Origin of the sequence: Paenibacillus sp. MBLB1832 (assembly GCF_032271945.1) — a bacterium.
GTDB classification, from domain to species: Bacteria; Bacillota; Bacilli; order Paenibacillales; family NBRC-103111; genus Paenibacillus_E; species Paenibacillus_E roseopurpureus.
In genome coordinates, this window is record NZ_CP130319.1 from 2,980,785 (window position 1) to 2,997,927 (window position 17,143).

At 48.1% G+C, this 17,143-nt stretch carries 17 protein-coding genes; 8 read left to right on the forward strand and 9 right to left on the reverse strand.

What is annotated here, in order from left to right:
- Window positions 1–49: 49 nt before the first annotated feature.
- Entirely contained in the window at window positions 50–1,105 is a 1,056-nt protein-coding gene (locus MJB10_RS13205; RefSeq protein ID WP_314795319.1) for a cyanophycinase, read from the forward strand.
- Window positions 1,106–1,615: 510 nt separating this feature from the next.
- On the opposite strand, the gene MJB10_RS13210 is transcribed toward MJB10_RS13205, so the two are convergent.
- Window positions 1,616–3,727, reverse strand: a complete 2,112-nt coding sequence (locus tag MJB10_RS13210) for a glycoside hydrolase family 52 protein (protein WP_314795321.1) — start codon at window positions 3,725–3,727, stop codon at window positions 1,616–1,618.
- A gap of 181 nt (window positions 3,728–3,908) precedes the next feature.
- Between MJB10_RS13210 and MJB10_RS13215 the strand changes: the two genes are divergently transcribed.
- From MJB10_RS13215 to MJB10_RS13225, 3 genes are all read left to right on the forward strand, one after another.
- On the forward strand, window positions 3,909–4,808 hold the full coding sequence (locus MJB10_RS13215) for a helix-turn-helix transcriptional regulator (protein WP_314795323.1): 900 nt from the start codon (window positions 3,909–3,911) through the stop codon (window positions 4,806–4,808).
- A gap of 130 nt (window positions 4,809–4,938) precedes the next feature.
- Window positions 4,939–5,475, forward strand: coding sequence for an inosine/xanthosine triphosphatase (locus MJB10_RS13220; protein WP_314795325.1), 537 nt, complete (start codon window positions 4,939–4,941; stop codon window positions 5,473–5,475).
- Between the two features lie 351 nt (window positions 5,476–5,826).
- Window positions 5,827–6,249, forward strand: a complete 423-nt coding sequence (locus MJB10_RS13225) for a cupin domain-containing protein (protein WP_314795326.1) — start codon at window positions 5,827–5,829, stop codon at window positions 6,247–6,249.
- Between the two features lie 46 nt (window positions 6,250–6,295).
- Here the strand turns inward: MJB10_RS13225 and MJB10_RS13230 are convergent, their stop codons facing one another.
- Both MJB10_RS13230 and MJB10_RS13235 read right to left on the reverse strand, forming a co-directional pair.
- Complete coding sequence (locus MJB10_RS13230; RefSeq protein WP_314795328.1) at window positions 6,296–6,895, reverse strand: hypothetical protein; 600 nt, start codon at window positions 6,893–6,895, stop codon at window positions 6,296–6,298.
- A 74-nt stretch (window positions 6,896–6,969) separates the two neighbouring features.
- The gene (locus MJB10_RS13235; RefSeq protein WP_314795330.1) at window positions 6,970–7,323 is read right to left on the reverse strand and encodes a c-type cytochrome; all 354 of its coding nucleotides are present in this window, start codon (window positions 7,321–7,323) and stop codon (window positions 6,970–6,972) included.
- A gap of 154 nt (window positions 7,324–7,477) precedes the next feature.
- Between MJB10_RS13235 and MJB10_RS13240 the strand changes: the two genes are divergently transcribed.
- From MJB10_RS13240 to tatA, 4 genes are read left to right on the forward strand one after another with little or no spacing between them, the layout of a single operon-like run.
- A complete protein-coding gene (locus MJB10_RS13240; RefSeq protein WP_314795332.1) occupies window positions 7,478–8,257 on the forward strand; it encodes a gluconate 2-dehydrogenase subunit 3 family protein in 780 nt (259 codons plus the stop codon).
- A gap of 32 nt (window positions 8,258–8,289) precedes the next feature.
- Window positions 8,290–10,011, forward strand: a complete 1,722-nt coding sequence (locus MJB10_RS13245) for a GMC family oxidoreductase (protein WP_314795334.1) — start codon at window positions 8,290–8,292, stop codon at window positions 10,009–10,011.
- Window positions 10,011–10,739: a twin-arginine translocase subunit TatC gene (tatC, locus tag MJB10_RS13250; protein WP_314795336.1), complete on the forward strand. Its 729-nt coding sequence runs from the start codon at window positions 10,011–10,013 to the stop codon at window positions 10,737–10,739. The genes MJB10_RS13245 and tatC overlap by 1 nt, the downstream gene beginning before the upstream one ends.
- A gap of 22 nt (window positions 10,740–10,761) precedes the next feature.
- Window positions 10,762–10,959, forward strand: a complete 198-nt coding sequence (gene tatA / locus MJB10_RS13255; RefSeq protein ID WP_314795338.1) for a twin-arginine translocase TatA/TatE family subunit — start codon at window positions 10,762–10,764, stop codon at window positions 10,957–10,959.
- Between the two features lie 70 nt (window positions 10,960–11,029).
- On the opposite strand, the gene MJB10_RS13260 is transcribed toward tatA, so the two are convergent.
- From MJB10_RS13260 to MJB10_RS13285, 6 genes are all read right to left on the reverse strand, one after another.
- Window positions 11,030–11,758 (reverse strand): nucleoside phosphorylase, encoded by a 729-nt coding sequence (locus tag MJB10_RS13260; protein WP_314795339.1) that lies wholly within the window; start codon window positions 11,756–11,758, stop codon window positions 11,030–11,032.
- A gap of 1 nt (window position 11,759) precedes the next feature.
- Window positions 11,760–12,437, reverse strand: a complete 678-nt coding sequence (locus tag MJB10_RS13265; protein ID WP_314795340.1) for a sulfite oxidase-like oxidoreductase — start codon at window positions 12,435–12,437, stop codon at window positions 11,760–11,762.
- 21 nt (window positions 12,438–12,458) lie between these two features.
- Window positions 12,459–13,382 (reverse strand): ABC transporter permease, encoded by a 924-nt coding sequence (locus MJB10_RS13270; RefSeq protein ID WP_314795341.1) that lies wholly within the window; start codon window positions 13,380–13,382, stop codon window positions 12,459–12,461.
- Window positions 13,366–14,433: an ABC transporter permease gene (locus tag MJB10_RS13275; RefSeq protein ID WP_314795342.1), complete on the reverse strand. Its 1,068-nt coding sequence runs from the start codon at window positions 14,431–14,433 to the stop codon at window positions 13,366–13,368. The genes MJB10_RS13270 and MJB10_RS13275 overlap by 17 nt, the downstream gene beginning before the upstream one ends.
- Window positions 14,426–15,925, reverse strand: coding sequence for an ABC transporter ATP-binding protein (locus tag MJB10_RS13280; protein WP_314795343.1), 1,500 nt, complete (start codon window positions 15,923–15,925; stop codon window positions 14,426–14,428). Before MJB10_RS13280 ends, MJB10_RS13275 begins: the two co-directional genes overlap by 8 nt.
- Window positions 15,926–16,021: 96 nt before the next feature.
- Window positions 16,022–17,053 carry a BMP family lipoprotein gene (locus MJB10_RS13285; RefSeq protein ID WP_314795344.1) on the reverse strand — a complete coding sequence of 344 codons (1,032 nt, stop codon included), beginning with the start codon at window positions 17,051–17,053 and terminating at the stop codon, window positions 16,022–16,024.
- Window positions 17,054–17,143 lie beyond the last annotated feature (90 nt).

Below are 17,143 nucleotides of genomic sequence, written 5' to 3' on the forward strand. Positions count from 1 at the left end.
TTATGTTGCGGGTACATTTCCGCCAATATGACTAAGGGAGAGTGGATTCATGTTTACAAGCCGTTGGAAAAGAAAGCTGACCTGGGGCGCCTCTGCGCTCAGTTTGTTGTTTACGCTTGCTGCACCGCTGCAAGTGTCGGCAGCCAGCAATTACACGTACTATCGTATCGGTAGCACGACGGATGTAACCACAACCACGACGTTCGGCCAGGTATTGATGGGTGGCAGCACCGACGTAGATGAAGCGATGCGCTGGATGATCAACAAAGCGAACGGCGGTGATTTCCTGGTCATTCGGGCAACGGGAACGGATGCGTATAACACGTATATCCGCGATTTGGGCACAGCGATGGGCAAGCCGCTTAACTCAGTAAGTACACTGATCGTGACAAATTTGACGGCTGGCTCTTCTGATGCTGCCGTGCTGGACAAAATTAATAAGGCAGAAGCCATCTTCTTTGCTGGTGGCAATCAAGCGGATTATGCGAAGCTGCTAAACGGTACTCCGATGCAGACTGCACTGAACAACCGCATTGCGCAGGGCATTCCGTTCGGGGGAACGAGTGCTGGCGAAATGATCGGCAGCCAATTTGTCTTTGACGCTATTGCAGCTGGCACCAAAACCGTTACCTCCTCCATTGCGCTGACTAATCCCTACAATCGGATTATATCTCTATCGCGCAATTTGGTGACAACCCCTGTGAATCAAGGCTTCCTGGCAGATTCGCACTTCGAGCAGAGAGATCGCATAGGACGCCTGCTTAGCTTTATCGCCCGCACTGTGAAGGATGGCTGGACCTCGCAAGCGAAGGGGATCGGCGTGAACGAGCAATCCGCGCTGCTGATTGAAGCAAACGGGGCAGTTCAGCTTGTCAGTCAACCGGGGGCGCCTGATCCTGCCGCGTACTTCCTGAAGGGCAATGCCGCGCCAGAGATCTGCGTAAGCGGTTCTCCCCTTACGTTTACCAACGTTTCCGCATACAAAATAACACCAGGCAAAACGTTCAACTTGTCCACATGGTCGGGCAGCGGCGGCTTGTCTTACACGTTAAACGTAAATACAGGAACAGTAACGTCCTCGACAGGTAACATTTATGGGAATTAACGTATACACGCTATAAATCTTCAAGCTGGCGCCGGCATTCCATTGGTGTCAGCTTCTTTGTTTATCGCTCAGATATAGCCGTTGCACGTTGTACAAGCTATACTGATTGTAAGCTCGAACAATGAACGAATGGGAACCAACGAGAAAAGTTGCTTCCACTTTCGTATAAAAAACTCAGCCTCGACGGCTTTTAACATACCTTCCAATTCATTTTTGTGTCGTTGACATGTTTGGTTGGCCCATTGCCTTCGTGCCTCTTTCCTCTGAGCATAATACCTAAGAAAATAGAACTTCTAATATACCATTATGACAGCATAAAACCATATAGATGAATGAGCCAACTAAGAAAGAAAAAGAGGACCTAATGCATAGGTCCTCCTCATTGTATTCAATTTCCAGTTACTAATTAAAGAACATACGCGAGTAGCATGTAGTTCTTAAATAGGGGACTTATCTTAACATAAGCACTAAGAAAACGCTTTAGTTGCTTTCCCTTCCCTTTGCCTATCCTTACTTACCCTCCAACAGCCACAAAATACTCGTAACCCCCCGAGGGTAATACTTACTCCCCGTAATCTCACCCGAGATGATCTGGTCACTCCAGCTGTAGATTGACAAGGTCGGATGTGTCAGCCATGCCACATGCGCTGCGTCCGCTGCTGCACCTTTCTCGTCCCATACCAAGCCAAGGATTTCGCGTGCAACGAATTGGCATAAATAGATTTTGCTCAACCACGAGTTGTTGCTTGTGGAAGACAGCTTCCAGCCGCCATCCTCGAAGAGGCAGATTCCCTCAACTAACACAACATCTAGGTGTTTTTTCAACGCTGTGATATAAAAGCCGTAACGTCCCTGCTCATCCAATGCTGCTTGGTTGCCCGTGAAATACGGGAACACAAGTCCCTCAATCGCGGGAATGATTTTGGAATCATTGCCTTCGCCGACAACAGCTGGGATGTAGCCTCCTTCGGTCACATACGAGGTCAACGTGCGTGCGCATTTCATCGCTTGCTCGCCGGCAATCAGAGCTAGATCTTCTCGGCCGTTTTCAGCAAAAATACGTTCCATCGCCACATAAGCCGCCCAACATTTTCCCGCCAAATAGATATTGTTGCGCGCTTGCCCCAAGGAGACATCCAAACTGTCATACGTCGTGATTTCCGCCCCGCCCATCGTCCGCGTGCTATCCAGGGACATGACTCCGTTGCGCAGCTCAGGATTCGGATGATCGCGATTTATCATACTCGTTAAACATTTGTCGAAAATGGACAAATTCGCTTGCAGCCACGCCTGATCATTCGTATGCGTGACATATGTCGCGCCGCACAGCGTCCAGTTCACCAACTGCTCATGGGTCATATGCGAGAAGCAGTCGTCGATTCCATACAGCTCATAGGACGAGTAGCCTGGACGAGAAAGCGTATTCCCCACGCCCATATCATGCGTAAAGGAAATGCCGCCTGGGTACTCCACATCATCACCAGGGAAACGGACTCGATCCTCATAGCTATAGCGTTTGACGAACATATCCAACTCATTGCGAACGGTCCACGGATTCATCGCCAGCTCATAAAATAACTGATCCACCGTCAAATCAAACGTGTTGATCATCCGATATTCGCCTTCGTTCACAACCCAGAATGGCTCATCGTCCATATCCAGCAGCTGCGTGGAACCGTAATAGCTGCGAATCGCATGGGCTAACATGAATTTCTGATCATCGGAGAGCTGTGATCCGCTGATTCGAGCATTCGAATCCTGCGCGAGCTTTGCAATTTGGTCGAAGTGACCCAGCGCATAATCGGCAACCGCTTCGATATTTTTGAAAAGCCGAGCATACATATATGAAGCATCACGACCCGCAGTAACGATGCCAGAGCGATGGAAGCAGATCGCGAAGCGATACGTTTTGATCTCACCTGCAGGTGTATCTGCGAACAGAGCGCCAACCGCGCCAAGACCGAACGTTAAGTTCTCTACCAGTTTAAAATTCAAAATATCTTCGATTCTAAAATGCATCCCCGAGCGCACTTCTGGATCACGGGTAACAATAGCCGTAATGCGGCCTTGTCCAACCCCCGCGGCGCCTTCCATCGTATCATCCAACCTGCGCATCGTACTGTATGGGTCGGTTCCTTGATACCCGAAAACCATTCTTCTTGGTGCTGTCCCTTTGCTATTATCCACGGTGATTGTGGCAAGAACAGCTGGCACGAGTGCCAGACGCAACTCTTCATCCGTTGCCGTCTTCGGATCTGGTACAGCTTGTACAGGTGAAATCAAACTGAACGTCAAATCCCCTGATTTCCACGTATCTGTCCCCACTTGAAAATCGCGCTGTATCGCTTCCTTGGCATAAGGAAACAACAGCTTCGGCCGATTCTTATTCGGATCTGGATTCTCAATATCATAACGTTGGCTTTCATCTTCTTCCGGCTGTTCATAAAAAGGAAACGTGTCGTAGGTTCCGCCTTGGGTAGATTCAAGCCCAATATATATATTTTGCTTAGGAGGACGTGCTTGTTCGAGATCAAAGCCCCCGCATTTACCTGGAAATCCAAGAGTAAAACTAGCAAATGCGCCAACTGGCGAATGGTGTGCATTGAAAAATTGATTCTTCATCTCAAAAAGCCCCTCTCACTCATTTGCCCTTATTATACATGGATATAAACCCTTAACCCATGGGCAATCCAATCTTTCATTTGGACAAAAGAAACATTTGATTTCACCATAAGTTAGTGAGATAGTTAATGTAGTAAAGTATTGGTGGAACTAATTCTTCAAGTCAAAGGAGTCCATGTTGATGGAAGTTTTCTATAAAGAACCCGTACCATCCCCACAAGAGAATGTGCTGCATGGCGGTATGCTGCCGGATGTCCAAGCCGCCTTCCGAATATTCGCGGCGCATCTGCGCAAGGTGAACGCGAACTGGTCGTTTCCTGAACATCATCATCCGATGTTTGAGCTCAATCTCGTCTTAGAAGGCTCGCAAAAGATGCGAGTTGGCGAGCACCATTTTAACCAAAAACAAGGGGATTTACTATGGATTCTCCCCAATGAAGCGCATGCTAGTTTAGGAGGGGCGGATGAGCGTTTCATGGAGTACATGTGTGTGCATTTTGAGGTGGCAGATCCTTGGTTCCGTCAACAATTAAGCCAGCTAAAGCAAACGCTGTATCCATCTGGGAGTAAAATAGCAATGACCCTGCATCCGATCCTGATGGATCTAGCTCAGATGGCGCGACAAACCGACACGAGTGGTCTAAGTCTTAAACTGCAGACGATGCAAGCATCATTTCAGATTTTCGCCGCGTTGACCGAGGTGTTAATTCAAGAAGCAGACACCTCCTTGCTGCCGTCCGAGGACATCGGATTAGCTGCCAAGATTGCTGCACGTATTGAACAGCAAGCCGCGACAGCCACGCATGAGCAGGATCCATTTCGCATCATAGATATCGCAAAGCAGCTTGGTTACAGCCCCGCTCATTGCAATCGCGTGTTCCAGAAAGCATATGGGATTTCACCTCGGCATTATTTGAGCACGATCAAGCTGCGTCAAGCCAAGCTTCTACTGATGGACCCCACGCTTTCCATTGAGCATATCGCTGACAAGTTGGGCTACAAAGATCTTTCCCAATTCAGTAAACAATTCAAGCGATGGACGAATTTATCGCCTACTTCCTATCGACATTTGTCATGGTGAAGACATAATCATAACCCTTGCTAATTCCTAAATTATGGTATACTCAGTAAAGCTTGATGTATTTCATTGGGTTAGGAGTGGAAAATAATGTTTGGATTTGAATGTTTCATTGGGTTAGGAGTGGAAAATAATGTTTGGATTTGAATGGAAGCTGGCGTTAGGCACGAGTAATCATGCGAAACGCGCAGCTGTCGTGTCGGCGACAGGCGTTGAACCGATCTGTCATGCAGTTCCATCCGGCGTGCCGGATCAGCCTTTGACAGAAGACGAAACGATCCTCGGCGCGATTAATCGGGCTAAATTTGTCCTTGAAGCTGAACCTAGTGCTGAGATTGGTCTTGGCCTTGAAGGTGGACTCATGTATGATCAAGTACATACGAATCAATGGTACCTCTTCTCTGTCTGTGCCGCCTGGAACGGGTCGCAGCTATACCTTGGCAAAGGGCTCTATTTCCCGATTCCTAATGAAATTGGCGAGAAGATGAAGCTAGGAGGCACAGAGCTCCGTCACATCATAGATGCATTAAGCAATACAGTTGACAGCAACCATAAAGATGGAGCCTATGGCTTATTTACTGAGGGGCGCATTACCCGACGAGATGTTTTTCGTGAAGCCGTCATTGCGGCGTTGACACCGTTTCAGTCTTCTTTTTACAAAGCAAATTAGGGGCGTTAACAAGAAAGGGTGCCAACGTCAATGACGATGGACACCCTATTTCTTCGTTTACCCATTCCTATACAATGTAGCTATACGATCAAATCAGCAAGCTATTCGTTAGAACTCTATGTATTCAGCCTAACGTGCCCTTTTTTTCCGCCGATGATAAACGAACCAAGCTATCCCAATAATCCCAGCAGCTAATAAAGCGCTAAAAAATGACAGATACCCTAAGTGAAATAAACGCATGAGCTACTACCTCCTACAGATGACAACTTCCTCCAAATCACCTCTATAGAATGGGTTGCACAAGGCTAAATTATGTAACTATGCATAAGATGTAGTAGGAGGTGCTGCACCGTGGATACGAAACGTTCGTGTCGACTCATCCGTTCATCGAAGACGTATCATGGCAAGCAAGGATTTGATTATGCCGAAGCGATTTCCAAAGAAAGTGCGGATTCACAAGCGATCTGCATGATGTTGTTAACAATTCTGCCAGGGCAACGGGCAACCGCACATCTGCATCAAGCACATGAAACGGCGATCTATATGATTGAGGGCCATTCCGCCATGTGGTATGGAGATAATCTTGAACAGCATATGGAGTTGGAAAAAGGAGACTTTCTTTACATCCCGGCAGGAATGCCGCATCTGCCTTATAACCCTAGTGCAACGGAATCATGCACCTGTGTCATCTCCCGAACGGATCCGAACGAGCAAGAAAGCGTTCTGCTCCTTCCCGATCTAGATGCGCTTTGGGATACCAAGTTGAAGCCATAACATAGAAGGGTTCCAGTGCCTTGCACAAGGCGATGGAACCCTTTTTTCAACCAATATCCACGAGAGGCAGTTCACGTTTCTTTGCCTTCAGAGCTAAATAAACCGCTGTCACTATAGCGCCTATCGTGCCGCAAATAATGTCCGTCATCGTATCCAGCAAACTTCCGTTCTGCGAATTCAATCCGAAGAGATGATCCGTCGCAAACTCGTATATTTCCCAAACTCCAGCCATTGCGATAGAGAAGAACAAACACAACCATACCGCAATATGAGAAGATGGCGCTTCTCCGCCTTTTTGATGGCTAGCGGCTTTACTATAAATGAGCAGACCGATGAAACAGAGTATGACGCCTGAGAATAAATGCTCAACTTTATCCAGATAAGGGATGACACCGTAATAACCAAATTCATTTGCGATAAACATCGTGACGAAAATGAACAATAGAATACAGAACCGCAGCGCTGGGAATAGCGTTGTTTTTGTGATCTTTATTACGAGCCTGATCAGCAGTAAGACAACTGCAATCAGCGCTGCTTCGAATACCTTGGCCCCATTTCCTTTTATCAGAAAATAGCCGACGCATACCACAGCTAATATGTACATCCCTAGCTCAAAAAAATCATTTCCCCTATCTTTGCGCTTCATCCCATTCCTCTCCTCCGCTTCTGAAATAAAAACCCCGCCAAACCTCTTTCTACGCGAGGGGCGGGATTTTCCTTCTATTTCTTCTCAGCAAGCCATATTGAAAGTGAATTAATTTCATCTTCAGAGAGCTTACCTTTGAAGGCTGGCATCGCGCCTCTCCCGTTCGTGATAATCGCTGTGAGCTGCTCCTTGGAGAGCTTACCCCCAACTTTCTGAAGGTTAGGCCCCACCAAGCCCTCTAGATTGGCACCATGACAGCTCACACAATTGGCTTTGAAAACCGTTTGAGCATCTGCCTTGGCTGTAGTAGTGCCTGTTGAAGCCGACGTCGTTGGAGCTGGCGTCGCGCTAGGTTTTGTTTCGTTCTTGCTGCACGCCGTTAAGCAACAGGTTAGCACTATGGCAAGAGCCATCCATTTTCGGTTCATGTGTTTACGTCTCCTCACATTCATATGTTCTAATGCAAAATTTATATCCATACAATTCCCGATATTCCAAACTTTCATGCATAAGACGATCCAAGCCTGCTCATCATATCCATAACTAACCAATTCCATTTCTATGCGAAGGAGGCACAACAAAATGGCAGACAAACCATCGCAACAATCGCTCGATCCATCACGTCGCCGTTTTCTGAAGTACACAGGCACTGCCATTGGCGGGGTCGTCGTTGGAGGCGTGATTGGTAGCGCCATGTCGGGAGGTTTTAAGAAAAATACGGCTGTCCCTTCAACTTCTCCAACCCCTTCGGGTACACCACAAGAGCATCTCGCTTCTGATTACAATCAAGCTCCAATGTTTTTCAACCAGCAGCAATTACAAATCACAGAAGCCGCTGCTGAGCGTATTTTCCCCAAAGATGACAATGGACCAGGCGCTGCTGAACTAGGCGTTGCCTTTTATATCGATCATCAGTTAGCTAGTCCTTGGGGAGTTAATGCCCGTACCTATCGCATGGGCCCTTTCGTCAAAGGAGAAGTCACGCAGGGTGATTATTTGAGTATCGAACGGCATGAATTGATCACCATGGGACTAAACAGCTTGGAGGAAACTGCCAAAAGTAAGCATTCCAAAGGTTTCGTCGATATTACGCCGGAGGAAAAAGATGCGATTCTGACCTCGATGGAGAAAGGTGAAATCAGTGTCGTAAACGGCATCACAGGAAAAACTTTTTTCAATCAGTTCCGCACACTCGTGATGGAAGGTGTTTATTCGGATCCGCTATATGGCGGCAATAAAAACATGGCAGGTTGGAAAATGCGGAAGTATCCAGGCAACCAGATGAGCTACATCACTATCATCGAGAAGGATCAATTCGTCGCTATGGAACCGCGAAGTCTTCACGATCACTTCGTCCACTAGCAGTATGAATCGCTAAGGAAAGGAACACCACTATGGCAACTAAAATGCCGAAAGTCCCTGTTGTAATTGTAGGTATGGGTTGGGTTGGCGGTATCATTGCCGCTGAATTGTCCAAGCAAGGCACCAAAGTCGTTGGATTAGAACGAGGGAAGCCTCGCGGTACGGCGGATTATTACATGGTGCATGACGAATTGCGATATGCGTCGCGCTATGATCTTATGCAGGATTTGTCTAAAGAAACCGTGACGTTTCGAAATACGGATAAAGTAGCTGCTGTCCCTATGCGCGAATACGGTTCCTTCTTGTTGGGTGAAGGTCTTGGCGGCGCCAGTGTTCACTGGAACGGTCAGACGCTGCGCTTTCTGCCCTATGATTTTGAAATTCACAGCAAAACCGTAGAACGCTATGGCAAGCAAAAAATCCCAGAAGGCATGACGATCCAGGATTGGGGGATCACGTACGATACGTTGGAGCCCTATTTCGATAAATTCGAGAAACTGGCTGGTATTTCAGGTGATTCAGAAACAAATCCACTCATAGGCAAGCGCTCCGCCCCATTCCCAACGAAGCCGATGGTGAAAACACCGATTTTGAAATTGTTCGAGGATGCGACCAAAAAGCTCGGCTACCATCCGTATATGATGCCGTCCGCCAACTTATCTGAACAGTACACGAATCCCGATGGCATTACACGTGCCGCCTGTCAATATTGCGGCTACTGTGAGCGGTTTGGCTGTGAATATGGCGCCAAAGCCGATGTCATCGTCACAGCCCTGCCTGTTGCTCAGAAATCAGGCAATTTCGAGCTTCGCTCGTACTCCAACGTCATTCAGGTGCTCAATGACGGGAAGAAAGCCAGCGGCGTTGTCTACGTCAACACGGTCACTGGCGAGCAATTTGAACAGCCCGCCGACGTCGTTATCATGGCGAGCTATGTATTTAACAACATTAAGCTTCTTCTGACCTCAAAGCTGGGCAAGCCGTATGACCCTGCCACAGGCAAAGGGGTCATCGGGAAAAACTATTGCTACCAAACGAACGGTGGCACTGCTTCTGGCTTTTTCGATGACAAAACGTTCAACTTGTACGCTGGCGCTGGCTCTCTAGGCATGGAGATTCCCGATTTCAACGGCGATAATTTCGACCATTCGAATCTGAACTTCCTCCATGGGGCAGGCATTCGCATTTCGCAGACAGGCCAACGGCCGATTGCTACGAACTCGGTGCCCAAAGGCACACCAAGCTGGGGTAAAGACTTCAAAGCCAAGTCACTGAAATATGCCAACAGTGTCATTTCCGTATCGCCGCAAGGCAGCAGCTTGCCTTGGCGCCATCACTATGTGGACTTGGATCCTACGTATAAGGATGCTTATGGGCTGCCTTTACCCCGAATCACCTTCGATTTCGAGGAGCAAGATCGGCAGTTGATAAAATTCGTAGCAGGCAAAGCCGCAGAAATTATGAAAGAAATGAATCCAACAACGATTGGCTCATCCGATCAGCTTGGGCCGTACAATATCGTCCCGTACCAGTCAACACACAACACAGGCGGCGTCATTATGGGCGCGGATCCCTCCACTTCTGCTGTCAATTCCTACTTGCAAATGTGGGATGCGGAAAATGTGTTCGTCGTTGGCGCATCTGCATTCGCGCATAATAGCGGCTACAATCCGACAGGGACCGTTGGGGCATTAGCTTACAGGGCGGCTGAAGGCATCTCCAAATACTTGAAATCCGGCGGCATGATCGTGTAATGGAACAGGAAGATTGGATCTTACATTTAACTGAAGTTCGCAAACGATTGCTGATCGTGCTTGCCTGGTTTATTGTCACCGTCAGTTTAGGCTTTTACTTCTCCTCGGATATTTTGCTGTACTTGAAGTCACAGCCCCTGATTGGCGAAATCCGCTGGAATGTGTTCTCCTTCACAGATGGGCTCATGATCTATGTGAAATGCGCGTTTCTATTCGCCGCTTTATTCACATTGCCTGTCATCCTGTATCAAGTTTGGGCTTTCGTTCGGCCAGGCCTAACTGAGACCGAGTCGCGGAACGCGCTCCCGTATATTCCAGTAGCTTTCGCGCTCTTCATCATTGGGGTTTCTTTCAGTTACTGGGTTGTTTTCCCGATGATGGTTCGCTTTATGATGCGGATGAATCATCGGATTGGTGCAGTCGAAACGTACGGCATTGATCGATATTTCGCGTTTCTGTTTCAAATTGTCGTGCCGATGGCGATCGCCTTCGAATTGCCCGTCGTGCTCTTGTTTTTGACGAAAATCGGACTGTTGACACCTGAGATTTTAAGTAAATCTCGCAAATATGCCTATCTGGCTCTCACCATCACGGGTTCCTGTATCTCACCGCCTGACATGATCTCACATTTGTCGGTGACGGTTCCTTTAATTTTGTTGTTTGAACTTAGCGTTATCGTTGCAGGCTGGCAGTGGCGAGCCATGCAGCGCGTAGCGAAGTTAACCTAATCGTAGAAAGAGGCGATTCACCATGTTCAACAATATTGGCGTTTCAGGCTTGATCCTCATCCTAGCTATTGCTTTGATTGTGTTCGGTCCATCTAAGCTCCCGCAGCTGGGACGCGCATTCGGAGATACACTCCGTGAATTCCGCAATTCCACCCGCAATATCATGGAAGACGGGGATCGCGATCATTTGATTGAGAATGAAGGCAAGAAACCTCTGTAAGGTTCAGACGCAAATAAAAAGCAGCGACGCGTTGTCCTTCTCAAGAAGACTTCGTCATCGCTGCTTTTTTTCAATCACAACCGTTTAATTTCACAACAGCTCGTATCGCTGCTTCGATTTCCCGCTCAATCGCGCCTGACACAACGTCCGTGTGCGGGTTATATACTTCTCTCAGGTCTGCGTCTGCGTAGCCGTCTAGTGCCACGATCGCTCCTGCACGAACACCTCGCAGTGTGGCAATGACATAAAGCGCTGAAATTTCCATCTCTACGGCCAAAGCTCCTGCGCGCTTGTACTTCTGATGAGGAAACTCCTCTACCCCTTGGAAGAACGCATCCAGCGTGACCGTAATCCCTTTGGCAACCAGACCTTCTGTCTCACATGCGGCCTCATAGAGCGCTCTCACCACATCAGCGTCAGCAACGGCAGGGAAAGCTATTGGCACCAATTGACGTGTTAACCCATCTTCTCGCACGGCTGCGGTACTGATTACCAAGCTCCCTGGCGGAACATCTGCTGAGTAAGAGCCAGCCGTACCAACGCGGATGAGCGTCTTCACACCACCTTTGATCAACTCTTCAAAGCATACTGCTGCTCCTGGTGATCCTACACCATGACTCACCACAGTGATCGGAACACCTGATGCTTCCCCAACGAAGGTGCGATACTCGCGGCTGAACGCTAATTCCCTTGCATTGTCCAGCTTAGCAGCAATCGCTGCTGCTCTGAATGGATCTCCACAAACGATCGCATACGGAGTCAGATCCGCTGTATCAACCTGTAAAATCGATAATTTCATTTCAATCGAACTCCTTTCGAACCCACTCGTCCTCAGGGATCGGGATCGCCTCACCCGAGAATCGCTGCTCCTTGAATGGTTCCGCAACATTGTGAAAGCCATTGCGCTCCCAGAAGCCTTCACGGTCTTCCGTCATGAACTCGAAACCGCGAATCCATTTGGCGCTTTTCCAGAAATATAAGTGCGGCACTATAAGTCGAAGCGGCCACCCATGCTTGGGAGAAAGCGGCTGTCCCTCGAAGCTGTGCGCCAAGAGCACATCATCGCCAAGCAGATCTTCGAGCGGCACATTCGTCTCGTAGTCTTGGTCCGCATGGATCATGACATATTTACCTTCTGGTTTTACCTCAATCCCCTTTAGAAAATCTCGAAATCGAACACCTTCCCACTCCGTATCCAGCTTGGACCATCGTGTTACGCAGTGGATATCGCAGACACTCTTCGTTTGCGGAAGGGCAAGCAATTCCTCATAGCTGAACGATTTCTCTTCAGCAACTTCACCGAACACACGCAATGTCCATGCGGACATCTCATAGCTTGGCACATCACCTTCATGCAGAATCGGGAACCTCTCGGTCACAGCTTGACCAGGCGGCACGCGATGCGCAATTTCCGGTGGAACTTCTACAGCGGGCATTTGCATGCGCTTAAGGCGCTCCGCTTTGCTGTCTTTACTCATCTGTCATCCTCCGTAACGTTCTTATCGGGAGCTGCCATTCGCTTTCTGCGCATCAGCCAAATAATTGCTTCTTCGGAAGAAAAGCATCGCTAACAGCGTCACGATATACGGCAGCATTTGTGTGAAATGGGTTGGTAACGAGAAGCCTTGCAGTCGGATACTAAATGCATCCATGAGTCCGAAGAGCAAGCTGGATGCCATGACACCGATCGGATTCGCTTGCCCTAACATCGTCGCAACGAGCGCAATGAAGCCTCGCCCAGCGGTCATCCCTTCTGTGAACATGGTCACTTGACCAAGCGATAGCTGCGCGCCAGCCAGCCCGCAGAGCAATCCGCAGATCAGAACAGCTAGATATTGCATCCGATTGACCTTAATGCCTAAACTTTTACTGGCAACCGGATTTTCCCCTACCGCCAGCAGTCGGAAACCTAACACGGTTCTGAAAATAAAGTAGTGAAGCACGAATACAAGGAGAAAAGCTAGATAAACCAGGGGTGAATGTCCTGAAACGATACCGCCGAGAACAGGAATATCTTGAATGAGAGGGATATCCCATTTCGGCAAGCCAATCATATTTTTATCATAGAATGCACCTTTGACATGGAAAATCGCTCGCAAACAAAATGCCGTTAAGCCTAACGCCAGAAAGTTGAAGGAGATCCCGACGACAATGACATTGGCTTGCAAATGAATACTGATAAAGGCGAAAATGAGTGAAAACAGCATCGTAATCGCGATGGCGATCAGCACGGCTACGAACACATTGCCTGTATAGTAATTTCCAACAATCGCGGAAAAAGAACCAACCAGTACAAAGCCCTCCAAGCCCACGTTGAACAAGCCTACTCGGGAACAGATCGCTCCACCTAGCGCAGCTAGTAAGATCGGGGCAACCATCCGAAACATCGAGTTAAATAAAGCTACATCAAGAAGTTGCTGCATCGTCTTTTCCTCCTTTCCGGCGCTTCCAGAACGTATAACTAAACTTCGCTGTCACGAACAAAATCAACAAGGATTGAATGACACTGGAAATTTCGAGTGGGATGCTCGTATTTCGCTCGACCCCCATGCCGCCCGTTTGCAACGCTGCAAGTAAAATCGAGGCAATTGCTGTACCCAGCGGATGAGCGCCAGATAGGAGTGTCGCCATAATACCTGACCAAGCGTAGCCTGGGTTCGTGATCATCCCATCTGTATAGCGATATTGCATACCCAGCACTTCAACTACGCCGGCAAGTCCTGCAAATCCCCCACTGACGAACATGCTCGTCAGCATGACTTTCCCTCTGTTCACACCGCCATAAGCGGCGAACAGCGGATTGTAGCCCAACATGCGAATTTCGTAGCCTGCAGCCGTATATTTGATAAATAAAAACAGGAGAACCGCAAGCACGATCGCGATGATAAATCCAGCATGGATGCTCATACCTTGGAATAGCTTTGGCAGCCAAACGCCTTTTTCAATCATCATCGTTTGAGCGAGCGCAGCCGAACCTGATTTATCCTTGAGCGGATATGCCACTAGATAACCCGCGAATAATGCTGCTATGTAATTCAACAGGAGCGTCGTAATGATTAAATTCATCCGAAATTTCGCATCCAACCAGCCGGCAAAAGCCGACCAACTACCCCCAGCAAGAATTCCGCCCAGTATCGCTGCAACCAATTTAAACATCGCAGGACCAGGCACATATAACGCCACAATTGCACTGGACAAGGCACCTAGAATCATTTGACCCTCGGATCCCATATTGAAAAATCCTGCACGAAAGGCGATGGAAACGCCTAAACCGACCAAAATGAGCGGCGTCGCCCGCGTTAACGTATTCGTCAGGAAGTACGTATTGCCGAAGGCGCCTTTCCACATCTGCGCATACGTATCCATCACGTTGCCGCCAATAAGTGAAATGGCAATCGCACCGCCGATGAGTCCGATGAGAACGGCAAGCAGCGGATGGAGCCAAGCGCTTAGTGGGAAACGATTTTTAAGCATGTGATTCTCCCCCCGCCATCCATAAACTAATTTGTTCTTCCGTTGCGTGCTCCGCTGCAATTTCACCAGCAATTCGTCCTTCGTACATCACCACAATGCGGTCGGATAGCTTCAGTATTTCCGTTAATTCAGAAGATACGAGCAAAATGGCACCTTGCTGATCGCGTTTGCGCAGCAATTCATCGTGAATGAGTTCCATGGCGCCGATATCTACACCGCGTGTCGGTTCAGCCGCAATAAGAAGCGGTTTCTGTTGCGCGAGTTCCCGAGCTACGATCAGTTTCTGTAAATTTCCGCCTGACAAATACTTCACTTTAGCGTCCTGCGATCCTGCTTTAATTTGAAACTGACGAATAAAACCGCTCACCATCTCACGAAGTTGGCCGCCTTGCAGAATACCACGACGACTTCGCGTTTTGTGATGGCCCATCATGCCATTCTCCAATACAGTCCCTTCCTTCGCTGCGCCCCACTGATATCGATCCTCTGGCACATGAGAGAGGCCAATCTCCCTGATTTCACGAACCGATTTGCCGTTGACGGGGTTCCCCAACAACCGAATCTCTCCTGCATCAATGCGTTGAAGTCCTGAAATCGCTTGAATCAGCTCCGACTGCCCATTACCAGAAATCCCTGCGATTCCGACGATTTCACCTGCATGCACACGCAGATTTACCTTGTTTAGAACAGGCTTACCTTTCTCACCAAGGATCGTGATGTCCGTCACTTGCAAGACAGTTTCTCCCACTGATACAGGTTTCTTGTTCATCGGCAGGAGATCTCGTCCTACCATTCGCTTTGAAAGCTCCTCAACGTTCGTTGACTTCGCTTCTAGAACACCGGTGACTTGTCCATCACGAAGAACCGTAATACGGTCTGCAATTTCCATCACTTCATGCAGCTTGTGCGTGATGATAATGAAGCTCTTGCCTTGATCGGACAAGCTGCGCATGATCACCAGAAGTTCCTTCGCTTCCAGCGGCGTCAAGACCCCCGTAGGCTCATCCAGAATAATAATGTCTGCACCTTGATACAAGACCTTCAAGATTTCCACGCGTTGCTGCAATCCCACTGGCATATCTGCAACCTTCTTCTGCGGATCGATCGGTAACCGAAACTTCGCGCAGAGCGCCTCTACTTGTTTAACCGCTTCTGCGCGGTCAAATGCCAGGCCAGACTTCGGTTCATTACCGATCACGATATTTTCCGCCACGGTGAATGATGGGAATAGCATGAAATGTTGATGAACCATGCCAATGCGATGACGAATAGCCTCCGTCGGATTCGAGAACACGACAGGTGTGCCATTCAGCAGGATGCTGCCTTCCGTTGGCTGCTCCATGCCGTACAAGATTCGCATCAGCGTTGTTTTACCAGCGCCATTTTCCCCAACAAGTGCATGAATCTCACCTTGCCGCAACGAGAAATCAACGTTGGCATTCGCTGTTAAATTGCCATATGTTTTCGTAATTTGACGCATCTGAAGCAGCATAACGGTTAATCGCTCCTCTATCTAGACATGCGGAAACTGTTTACGTCACCGTAAACAGTCTCCAGGGTCAACATGATATGATGGTGTTTCTTTTTCTTATTTAACCGGATTCTCAACTTTGATTTTACCAGATACGATATCTTCACGAATCGCTTTTACTTTCGTAACAATATCTTGTCCAATGAACGGACTTAATGCGGATTTGCTGTCTTTCGTTACGAATGTTAGACCTACGCCGTCTTCTTTCAAGCCATAGTCAACAGCACCAAATTTAAACGAACCCGTAACGAAATCCTTTACCGTTTGGTAAGCAACTGCATCTGTTCCTTTCAATTGAGAAAGGACGATATGCTGTGGATCTGTCACGGTACGGTCGATATCTTGACCTGATGTAAAGAAGCCTTTCTCTTTCGCCGCTTCAAATACACCCAAATCGCCCACGGCAGAAGCACCCGCAATGAAATCCGCGCCTTGCGCGAATTGTGTCAACGCTAATTCTTTCGCTTTCGCAGGATCCGTGAAGCTTCCTACGTAGTTAACGATCAATTTCGCGTTTGGATTCGTTGATTTTAACCCTTCTTGGAAACCAACTGTGTACTTTTTGATCAATGGAATATCAACTGCCGCGACCATACCCACGATATTTTTCTTCGTTGCCAAACCGGCTGCCGCCCCTAGCAAGTAGGATGCTTCATGCTCGCGGAATACGACGCTGCGAACGTTTGGAAGATCCACAACTGTGTCAATAATCGCGAAGGATTTTTTCGGATTCTCTGCTGCCACTTTTTTTAACGCATCTTCGGATTCGAAGGAGCTTGTAATGATCAAATCATAATTATCAGCAACGGCTGCGCGCAAGTTTTGTTCAATCGCACTTGCATCCGTAGATTCTACTGTTTTTACGTTAACGCCAAATTCTTTAGCCGCACGTTTCACACCTTCATCTTCTTGCGCGAAAAATGGGTTCAAACCGATTTTCTCTGGGGTAATAAGAATGATCTTCTTGTCTGATTTCGCTGCAGCTGCCTTCGTTGCCTCAGCACTTGGGCTTGCTGTGTCTGTCTTTGCTGTTGCACATCCTGTTAGTAGTACCGAAACGGCAAAAATGGAAATTAACGCTTTTTTCATTGGTGTGATTCTCTCCCCTGTTGTTTATATATACTTCGTTCGAATTTCCGAAAAGTCGATGAATATTTGAACGAATGTCAATTATTATAC

Coding starts and splice junctions, on each gene's coding strand:
- MJB10_RS13205 (WP_314795319.1), top strand. CDS start 50: ATGTTTACAAGCCGTTGGAAAAGAAAGCTGACCTGGGGCGCCTCTGCG.
- MJB10_RS13210 (WP_314795321.1), bottom strand. CDS start 3,727: ATGAAGAATCAATTTTTCAATGCACACCATTCGCCAGTTGGCGCATTT.
- MJB10_RS13215 (WP_314795323.1), top strand. CDS start 3,909: ATGGAAGTTTTCTATAAAGAACCCGTACCATCCCCACAAGAGAATGTG.
- MJB10_RS13220 (WP_314795325.1), top strand. CDS start 4,939: ATGTTTGGATTTGAATGGAAGCTGGCGTTAGGCACGAGTAATCATGCG.
- MJB10_RS13230 (WP_314795328.1), bottom strand. CDS start 6,895: ATGAAGCGCAAAGATAGGGGAAATGATTTTTTTGAGCTAGGGATGTAC.
- MJB10_RS13235 (WP_314795330.1), bottom strand. CDS start 7,323: ATGAACCGAAAATGGATGGCTCTTGCCATAGTGCTAACCTGTTGCTTA.
- MJB10_RS13240 (WP_314795332.1), top strand. CDS start 7,478: ATGGCAGACAAACCATCGCAACAATCGCTCGATCCATCACGTCGCCGT.
- MJB10_RS13245 (WP_314795334.1), top strand. CDS start 8,290: ATGGCAACTAAAATGCCGAAAGTCCCTGTTGTAATTGTAGGTATGGGT.
- tatC (WP_314795336.1), top strand. CDS start 10,011: ATGGAACAGGAAGATTGGATCTTACATTTAACTGAAGTTCGCAAACGA.
- tatA (WP_314795338.1), top strand. CDS start 10,762: ATGTTCAACAATATTGGCGTTTCAGGCTTGATCCTCATCCTAGCTATT.
- MJB10_RS13260 (WP_314795339.1), bottom strand. CDS start 11,758: ATGAAATTATCGATTTTACAGGTTGATACAGCGGATCTGACTCCGTAT.
- MJB10_RS13265 (WP_314795340.1), bottom strand. CDS start 12,437: ATGAGTAAAGACAGCAAAGCGGAGCGCCTTAAGCGCATGCAAATGCCC.
- MJB10_RS13270 (WP_314795341.1), bottom strand. CDS start 13,382: ATGCAGCAACTTCTTGATGTAGCTTTATTTAACTCGATGTTTCGGATG.
- MJB10_RS13275 (WP_314795342.1), bottom strand. CDS start 14,433: ATGCTTAAAAATCGTTTCCCACTAAGCGCTTGGCTCCATCCGCTGCTT.
- MJB10_RS13280 (WP_314795343.1), bottom strand. CDS start 15,925: ATGCTGCTTCAGATGCGTCAAATTACGAAAACATATGGCAATTTAACA.
- MJB10_RS13285 (WP_314795344.1), bottom strand. CDS start 17,053: ATGAAAAAAGCGTTAATTTCCATTTTTGCCGTTTCGGTACTACTAACA.